The sequence below is a fragment of the Cyclobacterium xiamenense genome (genome assembly GCF_042140265.1).
Classification (GTDB): domain Bacteria; phylum Bacteroidota; class Bacteroidia; order Cytophagales; family Cyclobacteriaceae; genus Cyclobacterium; species Cyclobacterium xiamenense_A.
In genome coordinates this window covers 835,269-852,005 of the sequence record NZ_CP159481.1, presented here as the reverse complement: position 1 = coordinate 852,005, position 16,737 = coordinate 835,269, and the positions used below count along the sequence as shown (strand labels likewise).

At 48.2% G+C, this 16,737-nt stretch carries 15 protein-coding genes; 11 read left to right on the top strand and 4 right to left on the bottom strand.

Annotated elements, in window-relative coordinates; genetic code table 11:
* Positions 1-30: 30 nt before the first annotated feature.
* From ABWH99_RS03630 to ABWH99_RS03620, 3 genes are all read right to left on the bottom strand, one after another.
* On the bottom strand, positions 31-1,500 hold the full coding sequence (locus ABWH99_RS03630; protein ID WP_375584947.1) for a Gfo/Idh/MocA family protein: 1,470 nt from the start codon (positions 1,498-1,500) through the stop codon (positions 31-33).
* Between the two features lie 440 nt (positions 1,501-1,940).
* The gene (locus ABWH99_RS03625) at positions 1,941-2,177 is read right to left on the bottom strand and encodes an acyl carrier protein (protein ID WP_092172986.1); all 237 of its coding nucleotides are present in this window, start codon (positions 2,175-2,177) and stop codon (positions 1,941-1,943) included.
* Between the two features lie 146 nt (positions 2,178-2,323).
* Entirely contained in the window at positions 2,324-3,616 is a 1,293-nt protein-coding gene (locus ABWH99_RS03620) for a voltage-gated chloride channel family protein (RefSeq protein WP_375584946.1), read from the bottom strand.
* Positions 3,617-3,985: 369 nt separating this feature from the next.
* On the opposite strand from ABWH99_RS03620, the gene ABWH99_RS03615 reads away from it, so the two are divergent.
* From ABWH99_RS03615 to ABWH99_RS03605, 3 genes are all read left to right on the top strand, one after another.
* The gene (locus tag ABWH99_RS03615; protein ID WP_375584945.1) at positions 3,986-4,888 is read left to right on the top strand and encodes a TIGR01777 family oxidoreductase; all 903 of its coding nucleotides are present in this window, start codon (positions 3,986-3,988) and stop codon (positions 4,886-4,888) included.
* 78 nt (positions 4,889-4,966) lie between these two features.
* Positions 4,967-7,519 carry a M14 family metallopeptidase gene (locus ABWH99_RS03610; protein WP_375584944.1) on the top strand — a complete coding sequence of 851 codons (2,553 nt, stop codon included), beginning with the start codon at positions 4,967-4,969 and terminating at the stop codon, positions 7,517-7,519.
* Positions 7,520-7,661: 142 nt separating this feature from the next.
* Positions 7,662-8,168: a hypothetical protein gene (locus tag ABWH99_RS03605; RefSeq protein ID WP_375584943.1), complete on the top strand. Its 507-nt coding sequence runs from the start codon at positions 7,662-7,664 to the stop codon at positions 8,166-8,168.
* Positions 8,169-8,179: 11 nt separating this feature from the next.
* Here ABWH99_RS03605 and ABWH99_RS03600 read toward each other — a convergent pair whose 3' ends face one another.
* Complete coding sequence (locus ABWH99_RS03600; RefSeq protein WP_375584942.1) at positions 8,180-8,485, bottom strand: DUF4286 family protein; 306 nt, start codon at positions 8,483-8,485, stop codon at positions 8,180-8,182.
* Between the two features lie 122 nt (positions 8,486-8,607).
* Here ABWH99_RS03600 and ABWH99_RS03595 point away from each other — a divergent pair, with 122 nt between their 5' ends.
* From ABWH99_RS03595 to ABWH99_RS03560, 8 genes are all read left to right on the top strand, one after another.
* A complete protein-coding gene (locus ABWH99_RS03595) occupies positions 8,608-9,285 on the top strand; it encodes a carotenoid biosynthesis protein (protein WP_375584941.1) in 678 nt (225 codons plus the stop codon).
* Positions 9,286-9,324: 39 nt separating this feature from the next.
* Positions 9,325-9,771, top strand: a complete 447-nt coding sequence (locus ABWH99_RS03590; protein ID WP_375586533.1) for a sterol desaturase family protein — start codon at positions 9,325-9,327, stop codon at positions 9,769-9,771.
* Complete coding sequence (locus tag ABWH99_RS03585) at positions 9,768-10,655, top strand: MerR family transcriptional regulator (protein ID WP_375584940.1); 888 nt, start codon at positions 9,768-9,770, stop codon at positions 10,653-10,655. The genes ABWH99_RS03590 and ABWH99_RS03585 overlap by 4 nt, the downstream gene beginning before the upstream one ends.
* A 392-nt stretch (positions 10,656-11,047) precedes the next feature.
* Entirely contained in the window at positions 11,048-12,817 is a 1,770-nt protein-coding gene (locus ABWH99_RS03580; RefSeq protein ID WP_375584939.1) for a c-type cytochrome, read from the top strand.
* A gap of 108 nt (positions 12,818-12,925) precedes the next feature.
* Entirely contained in the window at positions 12,926-13,609 is a 684-nt protein-coding gene (locus ABWH99_RS03575; RefSeq protein WP_375584938.1) for a carbohydrate-binding family 9-like protein, read from the top strand.
* Positions 13,610-13,612: 3 nt separating this feature from the next.
* Positions 13,613-14,863 (top strand): amidohydrolase/deacetylase family metallohydrolase, encoded by a 1,251-nt coding sequence (locus ABWH99_RS03570; protein ID WP_375584937.1) that lies wholly within the window; start codon positions 13,613-13,615, stop codon positions 14,861-14,863.
* A 60-nt stretch (positions 14,864-14,923) separates the two neighbouring features.
* Positions 14,924-15,454, top strand: coding sequence for a RidA family protein (locus ABWH99_RS03565; RefSeq protein WP_375584936.1), 531 nt, complete (start codon positions 14,924-14,926; stop codon positions 15,452-15,454).
* Positions 15,455-15,510: 56 nt separating this feature from the next.
* Positions 15,511-16,734, top strand: a complete 1,224-nt coding sequence (locus tag ABWH99_RS03560) for an aminotransferase class V-fold PLP-dependent enzyme (RefSeq protein WP_375584935.1) — start codon at positions 15,511-15,513, stop codon at positions 16,732-16,734.
* The last annotated feature ends 3 nt before the right edge of the window (positions 16,735-16,737 follow it).

Genomic DNA, 16,737 nt, shown 5'->3' with positions numbered 1-16,737 from the left:
TTTTTCCGAACCGGAAAACCAGGCTTGTTCTTAGACAGCATCCGGTGAGGGAAGGTCAAACTCAGCCCTCCGCGGATCGTACAGCAGGCGGTTGGCCTCCACCGACTTTTCGCCGACGAAATGCTCCGCCTCTCCGTCGAATTCCAACCAGGGGCCAACGATATAGTCCGCCTGATCCACCGGCACACCCATTCCGTCTCTGGCTATTTCATGGATTTTCATGAATTCTTCAAATGCCAACTGGTTGTCACCAAAACGACCCGCTTTTGCATTGAACGGTACCTTTTCGCCCAATCGATACGATATATTCATCAAATGGCCCATGGTACAACTGTAGTGTGCATCGTACATGTTTCCGTTAGCCATCATGGGGTCATTCGCTTTGCAGGCTGCCACAAAACTTCCAAAAGCACCTCCCGGGGTGATTTTTACGGGTTTGGCATCGATGTTTCTGGGCTGACTTCCCTGATGGGAGGTATAGTCTCCTCCTTCCATCAATCGTCCACCGTCCTCAAAATAAAACCGATTCGTTACCTCTCGCTGGTAGCCTTCGTGGTCCACGTTTCTGACATTGAAAAAAACGTATTGCCCGTTTGCAAATTCAGCCAGGGCAAACATGGTATTCGGCGTTTCACCTTGATCGTCCCATTTGAAACGACCCCCCAACGCCATGACGCGCTTGGGATGCGTGTTGGCCACCTCATCGTCCAATGCCCAATAAGCCACGTCCAGTTGATGGGTTCCCTGATTGTTTAATTCACCGTTACCAACTTGCCAAAACCAATGCCAGTTGTAATGCACCAGGTTTTCGTGGTAGCCGTCAATCACCGAAGGTCCTTTCCATAAATTCCAGTCGAGGTGTTCCGGTGGATTGGTAACCGGCTTGTACCCAATTCCGGCTCTGGGTTTACACGCGAAGCCGTGGGACACTTTCATCTTTCCGTATTTTCCCGATTTTATTTCGCCAATTTGTTTGGCCCAGTTATCGCTGCTACGGCGTTGGGTTCCATGCTGCACCACAATGCCGTATTTCTGTGCGGCTGCCAGGGCGATCCGGCCTTCCTTTACATCGTGACTGGCGGGCTTTTCTACGTAGCAATGCTTACCGGCCTGTGCGGCCCACACGACCATCAGCGAATGCCAGTTATTGGGGGTAGCCACACTGATTGCATCTATCTCTTTACTGTCTAGCACCCGGCGCACATCCTTTTCTCCTTTGGCCCGGTTACTCGGCGTAGAACCGTCCCGAAGACTCTGCAAACGTTCGTTCAACACATGACTGTCCGGGTCTACCAGGTATACGATCTCGGAGTCTTTGTGTTCCGAAAATTCCCGAATATGGGTTTTACCCCGGCCGTTTACCCCACATACCGCAATGCGCAGCCGCTCGTTCGCTCCCATGATGGCAGCGTAGGATTTGGCGTTGAATCCCATGGCACCTATGGTCAAGCCACCTGCACCGAAAATTGATTTTTTGATAAAGTCCCTTCTTTGTGTCATTATTTGGGTTTATTTGATTGATTAAGTAAAACTAGCATGGCTATAAATAAAAGAAAATTCCCTCTGGAATCAAACAGGACGCCACGATTATTGATTGTAAGTCTTTCGAAATTCTGTCAGCTGACACAAATTTTCCCCGGAAATCATTGGTAGTTTTGGCTCATCGCGGGGACATATCCTAAGCGGAGCGAAGCATCGATTGCTCCGAAAACAAAAATCTACCAAACACAAACGATTCGTCAGAAAAGAAAAAAAATTGACACGAACAGCATTTGAAGCCGGGCCCTCCGCTTGGTTGGAAACGGTTCCTTACAATACAGGTAAAAAAGAACGGCTCCGGGCACTCGCCGCACTAAAAAGCCAGTCAACGCCATCGGCGGTTTAGCTAATCGCAAAAAAAATCAATGCGCAGCATTCAACCTGTACGGCAGTTCTTACCCCTAGGAGGCTTGCAAGAGGGAATTGATTAGTTCAGAAGGTGTTTGAATCCGGGCGATCTTTTCGTCCTCCAATTCCTTTTTCAATTCGTATTCCAACTCAAAGATCAATCCGGATACAAAAATTTTATCCATCCGAAGGTCGTTGTAGAAATTGGCAGCTTTCTTTTTACCGGTAAGCGGGATGCCGTACGATTGAAATACCCCAATTGCTTTACGCATGGCTGTAATAGTCTTCATATTCTTTTCCAGAAATTAAGTTAAGTTGAAGACGAATTAACTTGTGGTTTTGTTGTGCCAACAGCACAGTTTTTTTATAAAAATTTCCTAAACAGGGGAAAGATCACCGGGAAACCCAATTTTAGTCTGAAAACATTGGCTTATAATCATCCCACTCGTTTTCCTTTATGGCGAGCGGACCGCTGCTGCTTCGGACTACCAATTACCTGTGCGCGATAGATGCTCGAATGACCACTGAACAAGTAGGCAATTACGCAGGTTAGCCCGATGAACAAGCCCGATTCGGCACCAAACAATTCTATGCCCATTAACGTACAGGCCAGGGGCGTATTGGTGGCTCCGGAAAAGACACCGACAAACCCCATTCCAGCCAGTAACGCTACTGGCAGCGGAATAGCCATCGATAGGGCATTCCCCAAGGTAGCACCGATGTAAAACAAGGGGGTTACCTCCCCTCCCTTGAATCCAGAGCCGAGGGTGATGGCCGTCTTCATCAGTTTTACCAAAAAATCGTAGGAAGGCAAACTTTCGGAAAAAGCATCCACGATGGTAGGGATCCCCAAACCTATGTACTTGGTGGTACCCATCAGGTAAACCAAAAGCGCAATTACCAATCCACCGATGGCTGGACGAAGTGGGGGGTAAGCGATGTGGTTGGAAAACAACCGAGTCCAAAAATGGGTAACCTTGGCAAACAGTCTGCCCGCCAATCCAAAACAGATTCCGGCCGGAATCACCCATAAAAATGACCGTACATCCGCCTCGGGGACCGTGGGTATGAAATACGCAGTATGGTGAACTTCCCACAAACCGCTACAGGCATAATGCGCCAGATAGGCAGCAAAAAAAGCCGGCACAATCGACTCGTACCTTAGTCTACCTATCACCAACCATTCCAGAGCAAAGATTGCCCCTGCCAAAGGAGTGCCAAAAACGGAAGAAAACCCTGCCGCTACACCAACCGTCAGGATGATTTTCCTATCGGATACCGGGAGTTTGAATCGTTTCGTGAATTGATCGGCTATGGCGCCGCCCATTTGCACAGCGGTACCTTCCCGACCGGCTGAACCTCCAAAAAAATGGGTCAAAAGGGTGCCGGCTAGCACCAACGGCGCCATCCGTAGGGGAATGACCCGAAGCGGATTGTAAAACTCCTCCAGCAATTGATTATTTCCTTTGACAACAGCTGCCCCGTATTTGTGATACATCCAACCAATAAAAAACCCACCAAGCGGCAGAAGACCAATGATCCAGCGGTGTGTTTCCCGATACCGAGTAACCCAATCCAACGATTCGAGAAAAAAAGCAGAAGCCGTCCCCACGAGCAAGCCTACCCCAGCTGCTAATAGCAACCAACGCCCGGTGAACTGCAGACTGGGTAGCAATTCCCGAAAAAGAAATTTCTTGAGCGCCAGCAGGGGGATGTTCCTCTTCAACATAAAAAACAATCGGTAAATCCTGGACATTTCCGACGCCCATCGGGGATCAGCCCAGACAGGTAAGCAGGAGTCATTTGCTGGAACGAACAGCGGTGTAAAACGGGAAACCTTTTTGGTAAGGTCGCCGGTTCGGACAGAACCCCATTACCCAGTGGCACAAATATAGAAAAAGAATTTAATTATATTCGAAGCAGCTATTCGCCCAGAAATGTTTACATGGGATGGTTGGCACCCGAAACCAGGCACCGGCTTCCGGTAAACGGTGGCCTGTTTGATAAAGGGAAGTCGAAAGGTATTCGATGCAAGTACGCGGCTGGAATGCTTTTTGATAGAAGGTGCTTTCAGATAGGCTGAATTACAGATGAAAAAATGATGCAACACGTATTGATTACCGGCGGGTCCGGTTTAATTGGCAAGTCCATCACAAAACTGCTACAGGACGAAGGAAAGGAAGTAGCCTGGCTAAGCCGAAGCCCCAAAAACAAGGCCCAAACGTCTTTTTTTTGGGATCCGGAAAAAGGGATGCTTGACCAGGAGGCCCTTTATTGGGCAGATGGCATCATTCACCTGGCCGGCGCTGGGGTGGCTGACAAACGCTGGACCGTTCGTCGGAAAAAAGAAATACTGGACAGCCGAGTGGACGGCAGCACCTTACTTTACCAGGAACTTCAAAAGGTCCGGGACAAACCCAAGGCGTTTATAAGTTCCAGCGCCATAGGCTATTATGGATTTAATACAGGAGACAAACTGGTCTTTGAGGGAGATCCACCAGGCAATGACTTCCTGGCTGAAGTGGTACGAAAGTGGGAAGCCGCTTCCGAAAGAATACAGGATTTGAAAATCCGAACGGTACTGCTGCGGGTAGGGATTGTTTTGGCCAAAGACGGTGGGGCACTCGCGGAACTGCTTAAGCCTCCCGTGACCGCTCCACTGGGTTCGGGAAACCAATACATGAGTTGGATCCACCTGGAAGATGTCTCCCGGATGTTTGTGCATGCCCTGGAAAATCAGGGGATTTCGGGATTGTACAATGCCGTTGGCCCGGTGCCAGTGACTAACCGTGTACTTATCCGAAAAGCAGCCAAACTAAGCGGGAAACCCTTTTTGAACATGGGTGTACCCGGTTTCGCTTTAAAACTGGCGCTGGGGGAGATGGCACAAATGGTGTTGGGTGGAAATCGGGTCAGCTCCGAAAAAATGGAAGGAACCGGATTCCAATTTAACTTTGGTGACCTCCACCTGGCGTTGACCGACCTTTTTGAAAAGAAATGATAGAAGTTCTTCTCGTTATTAATTAATTCCATTATTTTCATCGGATTTCTTCCGTTACTCCGAACAAATTACACTGCCATGAAAATCTTTTTGTCAAGCATCCTCGTAGTTCTGTCTTTTTCCATCGGTTGGGCTCAGGAGGAAGTAAATCTGGACTACTACCTGCCGGATACATTCAGCTATAATCCCGGTATCCCTGAACCCTCTTCTATTTTGGGTTTCGAAGTAGGAGAATGGCATGCAAACCACTCCCAGGTCGTTCAGTATTACCAGGCGATTGCCGCCAGTTCGCCCCGGGCAACGCTCGTCGAATACGGGCGCAGCTACGAGAAGCGGCCCTTGCTGATGCTGATCGTCTCCTCTCCTGAAAATATCGGCAAGATAGAGGAGATAAAATCAAGCCGGGCTGGATTGCGAAACGGCAGCGCCAAGCCCAATCAAATGCCCGTTGTCATGTACATGGGTCACTCGGTGCATGGAAACGAACCCTCTGGAGTGAACGCCTCTTTATTGTCTGCCTATCATTTCGCCGCAGCCAAAGAAATCGAAAAAGACCTGGAAAATATCGTCCTTCTGATTGATCCAGCCATCAATCCGGACGGTATCAACCGATTTGCTTCCTGGGTCAACAGTCACAAAAGTTATCATCCAAACGGCGATCCGGCAAACCGGGAATTGAACGAAGCCTGGCCCAGGGGTCGAACCAACCATTATTGGTTTGATTTAAACCGGGATTGGCTACCGGTACAGCACCCGGAATCAAGAGGAAGAATCAGCCAGATTCAGGCCTGGCTTCCCAATATTGTGCTCGATTTTCATGAGATGGGAACCGACAATACCTTTTTCTTTCAACCAGGCATTCCAAGCCGAAACAACCCGCTTACCCCCAAAAAGAATTTTGAGCTAACCGAAAAAATCGCCGGGTACCACGCCCGGTTGCTGGATGAGATTGGATCATTGTATTACACACGAGAGAGCTTTGACGATTACTATTATGGAAAAGGATCCACTTACCCCGATATACAGGGAGCCGTTGGCATTTTATTTGAACAAGCCTCATCCCGGGGACACCTTCAGGAAAATGTTTTCGGAAAAATCAGCTTTCCATTTACCATACGCAACCAATTTACAACTGCCCTTTCTTCTTTTGAGGCTGCACGGGACATGCGGGTAGAACTCAATCAATACATGGTGGATTTTTACAAAGAATCCAAGGCAGCCTATGCTGAAGATGATGACAAAGCCTACATTTTTGGAGCAACTGAAGATTATGCCCGATCCTACCACCTTGCCGATATCCTGCTCCAGCACGACATACAGTTGTATAGCCTGGAAGAAGACGTAAGCCTGAATAGAGTGCCTTTTTCTTCCGGGAGCTCTTTCATCGTGCCATTGGACCAGCCTCAATACAAACTGATTAAATCCATGTTTGAAACCCGAACGGAGTTTCAGGACAGCCTTTTCTACGACGTATCTACCTGGAACATGCCCATGGCTTTTAATTTGGATTACATGGCGCTTAGCAGCCGGATCCTGAATCTTGCAAAGGTAGAAGATGTCAGTAAGGGGTTGGCCTTCCGACCGGGAAAGGTACTCGGAGCGGCAGGGGCTTACAGCTATGCCATCGAATGGCAGGGGTACTATGCCCCCAGAGCCGTGTACCAATTGATGGAAAAAGGATACCAGGTGCGTGTGGCCCACAAAGCTTTTCAGAACCAACTTGGAAAACTATTCAACCGCGGCACCATCCTGATCGAAAAAGGCAATTCCAATGCCACGGATGAGGCCCTATATGAGGATTTGAGGCAGGTAGCGTCAACGAACGCAATCAACATTCATGCATTATCCACAGGGTATACTTCTGGCATTAATCTTGGCTCGCCGAGTATAGATGTACTCAAGCAGCCCAACATCGCGCTTCTCATCGACGAAGGAATCGGCAGTGCAGATGCTGGGGAAATCTGGCATCTGTTTGATCAGCGCATGGAGATACCCATCACCTTGATGTCTGCCGGCGACCTATCCGGAGCGGACTTAAATCGATACAACGTACTCATCCTGCCAACCGGGAACTATTCGAGGGTCGGGAAAGCAGGCCTTAGCAAGCTAAAGACATGGCTGGAAAATGGAGGAACACTGATCGCCCGAGGTACTGCCCTGAATTGGCTGGCCGCCAATGAATTGGCGGACTTTTCTTTTGAAACGCCCGAGAAGGCAACAGGCGCCGACCAAAAGCCCTACGCAGATTTGATAAACGAGCGTGGAGCCAAAGTTACCGGGGGAGCTATTTTTAACGCCAAACTGGATACCACACATCCAATAGGATACGGGTACCCTTCTGAGGATCTTCGTGTTTTTAAATCGGGTAACCAGTTTCTGAAACTCTCGGAAAATCCGTATGCGAATCCCTTGGTATATACCGAAAATCCCCTGGCAAACGGGTACGTGCACCCTGAAAACCTGGAATTGATAAAGAAAAAAGGCGTGATACAGGTCTCCTCCAAAGGTCAGGGGCGAATCATCGGGTTTGTGGATAATCCGAATTTCAGGGCTTTCTGGTTTGGTACCAACAAGCTTTTCCTAAATGCCGTGTTTTTCGGTCAAACCATCAACAGTGCCTCAGCCAGATAGCGAATGCATTGGGAGGACGACGTACTTTCGTTGCGTCGTCCTCCCTTTTTGTACATTTTAATGCGTCGGAGGCAGTAGCTATTGTGCCTTTGATTTACAAAATTCATTCGTTTTATTTAACTTGCGTCTTGAAAGGTAAATTATGGCCAAAAAGCTGTTTCCGTTAGATAAAAATTACATCCTCCAACAAGCCCAGGCGGCCATGGAAGCGGAGATGATGGTGCTCATGGTAGAGGAGGTAAAAGTATCCTTCACCCGTCTCTTCAATCCACTCCAATTGCAGGACGATACCTATCTGCAGATTCTTCAACAGCCCAAATTTCCAGCAATGTACCTGCAGGTCATTTACAGACAACTTGCGGGGATCTATCGTTTCCGCTATGGATCCAATCAGTTAGAGCTATTGTTTGACGGAAAGAGCCATTTCGAGAAATACCAGGAAGACTGGTCGGATTGCTTACGCCATTGGCTTCGAAAACTGGGACAGGAAGAAGCCTATGTAAAAGCCATGCTTCGCATGACACTGTTGTACGACAGCCCTTCGCGGGCGCAATTTGCCGAAAACAGATGCAAATCGCTGATAAATGATTTCTTTGGGTTGTTGATCATCAAACGAAAAGGAACGCTTTTGCTACGAACTGGCTCTTGAGCCAATGGCCGTTAATCCACCGATTCCAATACCGATCGAAAGGATACATACTGGCTTCCAAACTTCTCTTTCAGGGCCTCCCCTATCACGCCACTGTATCTTTGCTGGTAAAACTCCAACTCCTCCATACTTTCTGCAAAAAATTGGGCGGAAAAATTCACGCCGTCTCCATTGTCCTCCTGCAAAAGCCTGAAAAAACGTTTTTCAAAAAATAATCCGGTCTGCATCACTCGTGGCAGGTATTCGTACTTCATCCATTCCACAAATTCGGCTTCCCGCTCACTGTCAATATTAATGGTGATGGTATATAGTATCATGGGTTTAACTGATTTTTATTAGATTTGCCGGGTACGTTCCGTTTGAGTATAGCCGTTTGGTAAACGAAACAAAAATATAAAAAAAATCTTTAGTAAAAGATCGTACCAAAACTGTACCGAAAATGACATCGATGACCGGGAGCAAACCGCCAAGTGCAGCGGAGTTGATAAAGAATCATAAGGTGACCATCGCCAAAGGCGTTGTGCTGATTTTGCATCTGGTAGGCATCGCCGGACTCTACTGGGAGGCAAGCCGCCCCTTCTTTCAGTTGGTCACTCCCCTGCACCTGGTGCTGGTGACAGGGCTGTTGCTGGTCTTTCATACGGGATTCAATCGGCATTTTCTGGTTTTTGCTTTCAGTGCTTTTGCAATCGGCATGGTGACCGAGATTGTCGGTGTCAACACCGGCCTCATTTTTGGAGAGTATCACTACGGACCGGTGCTTGGTCCAAAAATCCTGGGTGTCCCAGTGATGATTGGGGTGAATTGGTTTCTAATGGTTTATGTGACTGGCGGGGTTTGGTACCGAATCCTGGAAAACGATATTTTAGCAGCCCTTGCCGGCGCTGTATTGATGGTGGCAATGGACTTGAGCATGGAGCCCGTGGCCATCAAGCTGGATTTTTGGCAATGGGAAACAGGAGGCATCCCTTTGTCGAACTATTTGAGTTGGTTTTTTATTGCCTTTGTGATCCAGATGCTGTATCGAAAATTAACCTTTCCCAGAGACAATAAACTGAACTTCTTCGTGTTCATTAATTTACTCCTGTTTTTTTTCGTTTTGGCAATTATTCTTTGATTAAAAAAACATTTTAATCCCATTAAAGTTACCTGAATGATGATTTACGCATTGCTTTACATAACTGCTGGGTTTTTATCGATGGAGTTTTCCGGCTGGTTCATCCACAAGTACCTGATGCACGGTCCGTTGTGGAAAATCCATCGGACCCATCACGTACACACCAAGGGCTATTTTGAGTGGAATGATCTTTTTTCTCTGCTCTTTGGGAGCATCGCAGTTGTCCTGATTTTTTTGGGAGTAGAGGCCCTCGATTACCGTTTTTGGATGGGGATTGGTATCAGTTTGTATGGAATGAGCTATTTTTTTTTACACGACGTATTGATTCACCGAAGGATGAAATTCTTCAAAAAACCTAAAAAAGGGTATTTGGCAGGAATTTTTAAGGCTCACCAGGCACACCATTCTACCCGGGAACGGGATGGGTCGGTAGCTTTTGGATTATTTATCGTTCCTTTTAAATACTTTAAAGAAAAATCGAAATGAGTAATTACTCCATAAAGGATCTGGAACAGTTGTCCGGGATCAAGGCCCATACATTGCGCATATGGGAGCAACGGTACAACCTTCTCAAACCCAAACGTACAGAGACAAACATTCGGTTTTACGACGACGAGGATTTAAAGCTTATTCTAAATGTGGCGCTGTTGAATGACAATGGCTTCAAGATTAGCAAGATTGCGAAAATGAATGTTGAGGACATGAAGGCGGAAGTCCTAAAGCTTACCGATCGGTCTTTTGCCTACGATGATCAAATTCACTCGCTGATTATCGCCATGGTAGAGCTGGACGAAGACCGATTTGAAAAAATAATATCGACGAACATTTTGAAAATAGGGTTCGAAATGTCGATGTTGAATATTATTTATCCCTTTCTGTCAAAAATTGGTGTGTTGTGGCAGACCGGTAGTATCCATCCTGGGCAGGAGCATTTCATTAGCAACCTGGTGAGGCAAAAACTAATCGTTGCCATTGACGGACAACTGTACACGGGGGGTGGTAAGAAATTTCTTCTTTTTCTACCCGAGGGTGAACTTCACGAAATCTCCCTGCTTTTTTCTTGTTACCTTCTAAAATCAAGTGGCCATAAGGTCATCTATCTGGGACAAAATACTCCCAGAGAAGACCTGAACAGCGTCTATGCCGCACACAAACCGGATTACCTCGTGACCGTGATTACTACTTCCCCTTCCGGTCCGCAGGTGCAGGACTACCTGGATTACTTATCCAAGCGGTTTAGCGAGGCAGAAATCCTGGTTTCCGGATACCAGATTATTGGTCAAGACTTGGAAATACCTGCCAATGTGCACATCATGCATTACTTGAAGGATATCAAAGAATATTTGCTCTCGTTGACGCACGTGGCTTGATGGCCATTTTCGAGAAAAAGTGAAGCGGGCAGGCTGGATCTGGTTTTTGCCATAAGAGGCATTTGCATTCCTTGCGGGCCACTCGCCATTTCTGTCAAGCTTTCTCCACTTACGTAATTTTTTTTGGTATTGCACATTTATTTTATGTGTATTTTATGAATTCCACTTAACTTACTGCCTTAAAAGCACCATCACCCAGAACAAAGCCCGGTCGTATTCAGTAGGAGAATCGCCAGTGAAAAAGATAGGAAAGTATACGTAAAGGGAGTACCCCAGCGGGAAGAAAGCCTCGAAGGCGGGGGAATCAGCCCACTGCTCAAGCAGCCTAACCGTGTGATTTTCGAATGTCACACCAAAACATGATCAATCGTACCTCATTTGATTGGATTACAATGAAACGAACAGTGAATTTCAAAACGCTTTCAAGTCCATGGGTACTCCTATGGACGCTATTTCTTCTCAACAGTGCCTGCCAGCCTGGCAACAGCCTTCCCGAGGCCGATCCGGATAATGGCGGATTATTCCTTCCCGATGGCTTTGAAGCCGTAGTGGTTGTGGATAGCATCGGCCGGGCCCGCCACCTTACGGTAAACGACAATGGCGACATCTACGTGAAACTTCGGGTTCCCAACGAGCAAGGGCAAGGTATCGTTGCCTTGCGGGACACCGATGCCAACGGGAAAGCCGACCTGATAGAGACCTTTGGGGACTACCCAGATACAGGAAATTACGGAACGGGCATGGAAATTTACAACGGCTACCTTTACTTCAGTACGGCAGGTGAGGTGTACCGGACCCGGTTGGACCCGGAAAAATTGGTGCCGGAAGGAGAGGTAGAATTAATAATGAAAGACGACTATAAAAATGCCGAGTATGGCTACGAACACATCGCCAAACCCATCGCTTTTGACGGAGAAGGTAATATGTACGTCCCGTTTGGCTCACCTGGAGATGTCTGCCAGGAGTTTAACCGTCGACCCGGAGCACCGGGTATGGACCCCTGCCCGCAGCTGGAATGGCACGGTGGAATCTGGCGGTTCGACGCAAACAAACTCAACCAAACCCAACAGGATGGATACCGGTATGCCACAGGGATCCGAAGTGTAGTGGCCATGGACTGGAACAAGGAAGAAAACAGTCTGTATGTCGTTCAGCACGGAAGGGACAACCTACACCGAACCTGGCCGGAGATGTATTCCCGATGGGAGTCCGCCCTGCTTCCCTCCGAGGAGTTTTTCAAGGTGGAGGACGGTACCGATGGCGGTTGGCCGTACTACTACTACGATCACATGCGCGAAAAAAAATTGCTGAATCCCGAATACGGCGGTGACAAAGAAAAAGACACGGGAGCGGATGCCGTGGAAGCGCCCCTATTGGGTTTCCCTGGACATTTCGCACCAAATGACCTGTACTTTTACCAGGGCGATCAATTTCCCGAGAGGTATAAAAACGGAGCTTTTATCGCCTTTCACGGCAGTACCATCCGGGGACCGTATCCTCAAGGCGGATATTTCGTAGGGTTTGTTCCCTTTGCAGACGGTAAACCATCCGGCCCCTGGGAAGTATTTGCAGACGGATTCGCTCAATTGGACACGATCGTCAACACCGGGGATGCAGCTGCCCGCCCTATGGGGATTTCCATGGGCCCCGACGGCTCGCTGTATGTGACCGAAAGCGTACAGGGAAAAGTCTGGAGGATCTTCTACAAAGGGGATAAATCAGCGTTTGGAGACGAGGCGCTGGCAAAGTTGGAAACGCGGAAAAATACCAGAACCAATATCAAGGACCCTGACGAGGAATTGGATAATCTTGAAAAAGGGTTGCTGGAAACCGGCGCACAGACCTATAACATTTATTGTGCGACCTGCCACCAGGCAAATGGAAAAGGTGATGGAACCCGTTTTCCTCCACTGGCAGGAACGGAATGGGTAACCGGAAACCGTGGTGAAAGCAAGCGTAAATTGATTGGTTTACTACTGAACGGCCTGGAGGGGCAAATCGAGGTAAACGGGGTAGCCTACAATGGCATCATGCCGGCTCACTCCTTCCTGAGCGATGCAGAAGTAGCTGGGGTGCTAACCTATGTACGAAAAAGCTTTGGTAACAATGCCTCCAGTATATCTGCGACCGAGGTGGCACAGGTTCGCAGAGAATTAAAATAATTTGTGTTGAAAGCTTCTATTCCTTAATTTCATGAATCAATGAATCCTGTATACTTCCTTTTCATTCTGGCTTTTGCAACATTTCAAAATCCCAACCTAAAAAAACCCATGTCCCATTCCGGACCCGCTCCTTCTGAATACCTGGTAAAATCTGTCGAAAAACCGATTCCCATTGATGCGAATTGGGAAAAAGAAGTCTGGCAAGAAGTGCCGGCGGCTGAAATTGCCCTGCATATGGGGGAAAACCCAGCCTTTTCTCCGACTACCCAGGTAAAATTGCGCTACGATAAACAGCATATTTATGGAATTTTTAAAGTGGAAGACCGCTACGTTCGTTGCGTGGTAGAGGAGATAAACGGACCGGTATCGACGGATTCTTGTGTGGAGTTTTTCTTTGCTCCGGATAGTCGGTCCCCATTGGAATACTTTAATTTGGAAATTAACTGCTCCGGCGTGCCGCTGTTTCATTATGTAACTGCTCCGAGAAAGACTTACGAAGTTGTGGATGCAAAAAAGATCGAAAAAATCGATATTGCTCATTCACTGTCAGGAAAGATCGATCCGGAAATCCAGGAGCCCCTGACCTGGTACATCGAATTTAAACTTCCCCTTAAACTACTCAAACAATACCGAAACATCAGCACGCCAGCACCCGGTGTCCGCTGGAAAGCCAATTTTTACAAAACGGGGAGTAAAACCAGTAATCCGCATTACTTCACCTGGAACGAAGTCGTCAATCACCGACCCGATTTTCACCTTCCGCACTATTTCGGAACCCTTATATTCGACTAATCCATGAAAAAGTTTAGGCTGTTTATCGCGATTTTCTTCTGCAACGTGTTGGTGCTGCACGCACAGGAATTTGACCTGTTGATCAGAAATGGACACGTAATCGATCCCAAAAACCAGCGCGATGAAGTGATGGACATCGGTATCAAAGACAAAAAAATAATACGTGTAGCAAAAAAGATCGATGCCACCGCGGCGAAAAAAACGATCGATGCGTCTGGAATGATTGTCAGTCCGGGTCTGATCGACATTCATGGCCACCACTTTTATGGAACGGTGCCGCACCGCTACCTGAGTAACAGCTATTCGGCACTGCCTCCGGACGGATTTACTTTCCGGGCGGGGGTAACGACCGTGGCCGATGCTGGCGGCGCAGGATGGAAAAATTTTCGCACGTTTAAGGAGCAGGTCATCGATCGGTCCCGAACACGGGTGTTGGCATTTATCAACATTGTGGGGGAAGGCATGAGTGGGGTAGTTCCGAACGAACAGGATCAGAGCGACATGGACCCGAAAATGACCGCAATGGTAGCCCGGCAGTTTCCGGAAATCATTGGTGTAAAGATTGCACACTTCAGGGGACATGAATGGGCTCCCTATCACAAGGCTGCGGAAGCCGGGCGGTCTGCGGGTATTCCGGTCATGGTAGACCTTGGCGGAGCAGATCCCGCCTTGCCCCTGTCTACGTTATTTTTGGAGATCCTCCGGTCAGGCGATATACTCACGCACATGTACGGTCGCAATTACTCCGGGCACGGTCCCAAGGAAGCAGTTTTGGATGAAAATGGACAGGTTCGCCCACATTGGGAGCAAGCTCAGGAAAAAGGATTGATATTTGATGTTGGCCACGGTGGCGGTTCGTTCTACTATGACATTGCCGTTCCAGCCACCCAGCAAGGCTTCTGGCCCAACACCATTAGTACGGATCTGCATACAGGAAGCATGAACGGGGGGATGAAGGACATGCTGAACGTGGTATCCAAAATGATGAATCTGGGAATGAGTCTTCAGGAGGTCATTGCGGCCTCTACCTGGAAACCGGCTCAGGTCATTCAACGAGAAGAACTCGGGCACCTCTCGGAAGGGGCAGAAGCCGATATCGCGGTGTTTTCACTTCACAACGGCAACTTTGGTTTTCTGGACTCCTCAGGGGCCTCCGCAACTGGAGATAAAAAACTTCAGGCCGAATTGACCATTCGGGCAGGGACGATCGTGTGGGACCTGAACGGTTTGGGTAGCAAGGCCTGGAACGAGTGACACACTGGCCCACCACCAACCACCGCATCCTCAAAAAGCAACAATTAAACAGATAATATCATGCAAAAGCCACTACAATACCTGCTCCTACTGGGATTTCTTACCATTTCCTGGATGGGCTACTCTCAACAGGACCCTGAAAAAAAATTAAAAGCCATGGGTATTACGCTCAGGGAACCTTCTCCTCCTACCGCCAACTTTGTTAGAGCTGTGCGTACCGGGAATTTGGTCTTTCTCTCAGGACACGGACCAAGCAGGGGAGACGGGACCAGCGTTCAAGGGAAATTGGGTACTGAATTGACCGTCACGGAGGGACAGGAAGCCGCCCGGCTCACCGGCATTGCCCTACTGTCGACCTTAAAGGCGGAAATTGGAGATTTGAATAAAGTAAAACGAATCGTAAAAGTCCTTGGCATGGTTAATGCCAGCACGGATTTTACGCAACAGCCCCGTGTTATGAATGGCTTTTCGGACTTTATGGTGGAAGTTTTTGGTGAGAGAGGAAAACATGCCCGCTCAGCAGTGGGTATGGGCTCCCTACCCAATAATATTGCGGTTGAAATTGAAATGATTGTAGAAGTCGAAGACTAAGGCCTTTAGCAGAGCCCGCCTTTTACCGGCTCGGAATTATTAAAACGACAAAGAAAATGATAAGCAGAAGAAAATTACTAAAGAGACTGGGTACACTTCCGTTAATTGGCGGAGTGATGGGCAGCGGAATTCCACTATCCGGTGCCATGGCCAACGAGGCGATGGCGGCCCCAAAAAGAGATTTGGTCAAGGAGCTGGGCATGCGGAGCTTCATCAATGCAGCCGGAACCTATACTGCCATGACTGCCTCCCTGATGCCGAAAGAAGTCATGGAAGCGATAAACTTCTCCTCGGACCATTACATCATGTTGGACGAGGTTCAGGACAAAGTGGGAGAAAAGATAGCAGCCATCTGCCACGCAGAGGCCGCTACGGTCACGGCAGGCTGCTGGTCCGCCATGGTATTGGGAACAGCCGGAGTTCTGACTGGAAAGGATAGGGAGAAAATTCGACAGCTTCCCAATTTAGAAGGAATGAAGTCTGAAGTAATTGTTCAAAAATCCCATAACGTGGGGTACGTCCATGCCATTACCAATACGGGAGTGTCCGTAGTAGAAGTGGAAACTGCCGCTGATGTAGACCGCGCAGTAAACGACAAAACAGCAATGCTTTGGTTTTTAAATTACCAGGCACCTGCAGGAAAGATAACCCACGAAGAATGGGTTGCACTTGGTAAAAAACACAAAATCCCAACCATGATTGACATGGCCGCAGACGTACCTCCTGTGGAAAATCTTTGGAAATACAACGATATGGGATTTGACCTGGTCTGTGTTTCGGGTGGAAAGGCCATTAGGGGGCCGCAAAGTGCCGGTATCCTCATGGGCAGAAAAGACCTCATTGAGGCCGCCCGCCTAAGCGCGCCTCCTCGCGGCGGCACCATCGGCCGCGGGATGAAAGTAAACAAAGAGGAAATCCTGGGCATGTACGTCGCACTGGATGAGTACGTGAAAAAAGATCATGCCAAAGAATGGAAAGAGTGGGAAGATAAAGTAGCCTATGTAGCGGCCGAAGTAGAAAAAATCAGTGGCGTATCTACTGAAGTTTCTGTCCCGCCCATCGCCAACCATACCCCCTACCTGAAAATCTCCTGGGATCCGGCTATCATACAGCTGACCCGGCAACAGATGCAGGAAAAACTTCGGATGGGACAACCTTCCATAGAGGTAATTAGTGGAGGTGATCATGCCATTAGCATGACGGTGTTTATGCTGCGACCAAAGGAGGAAAAAATTGTGGCAAAACGAATTGCCGAAGAATTACAAATCGCTAAAGTTTAACCA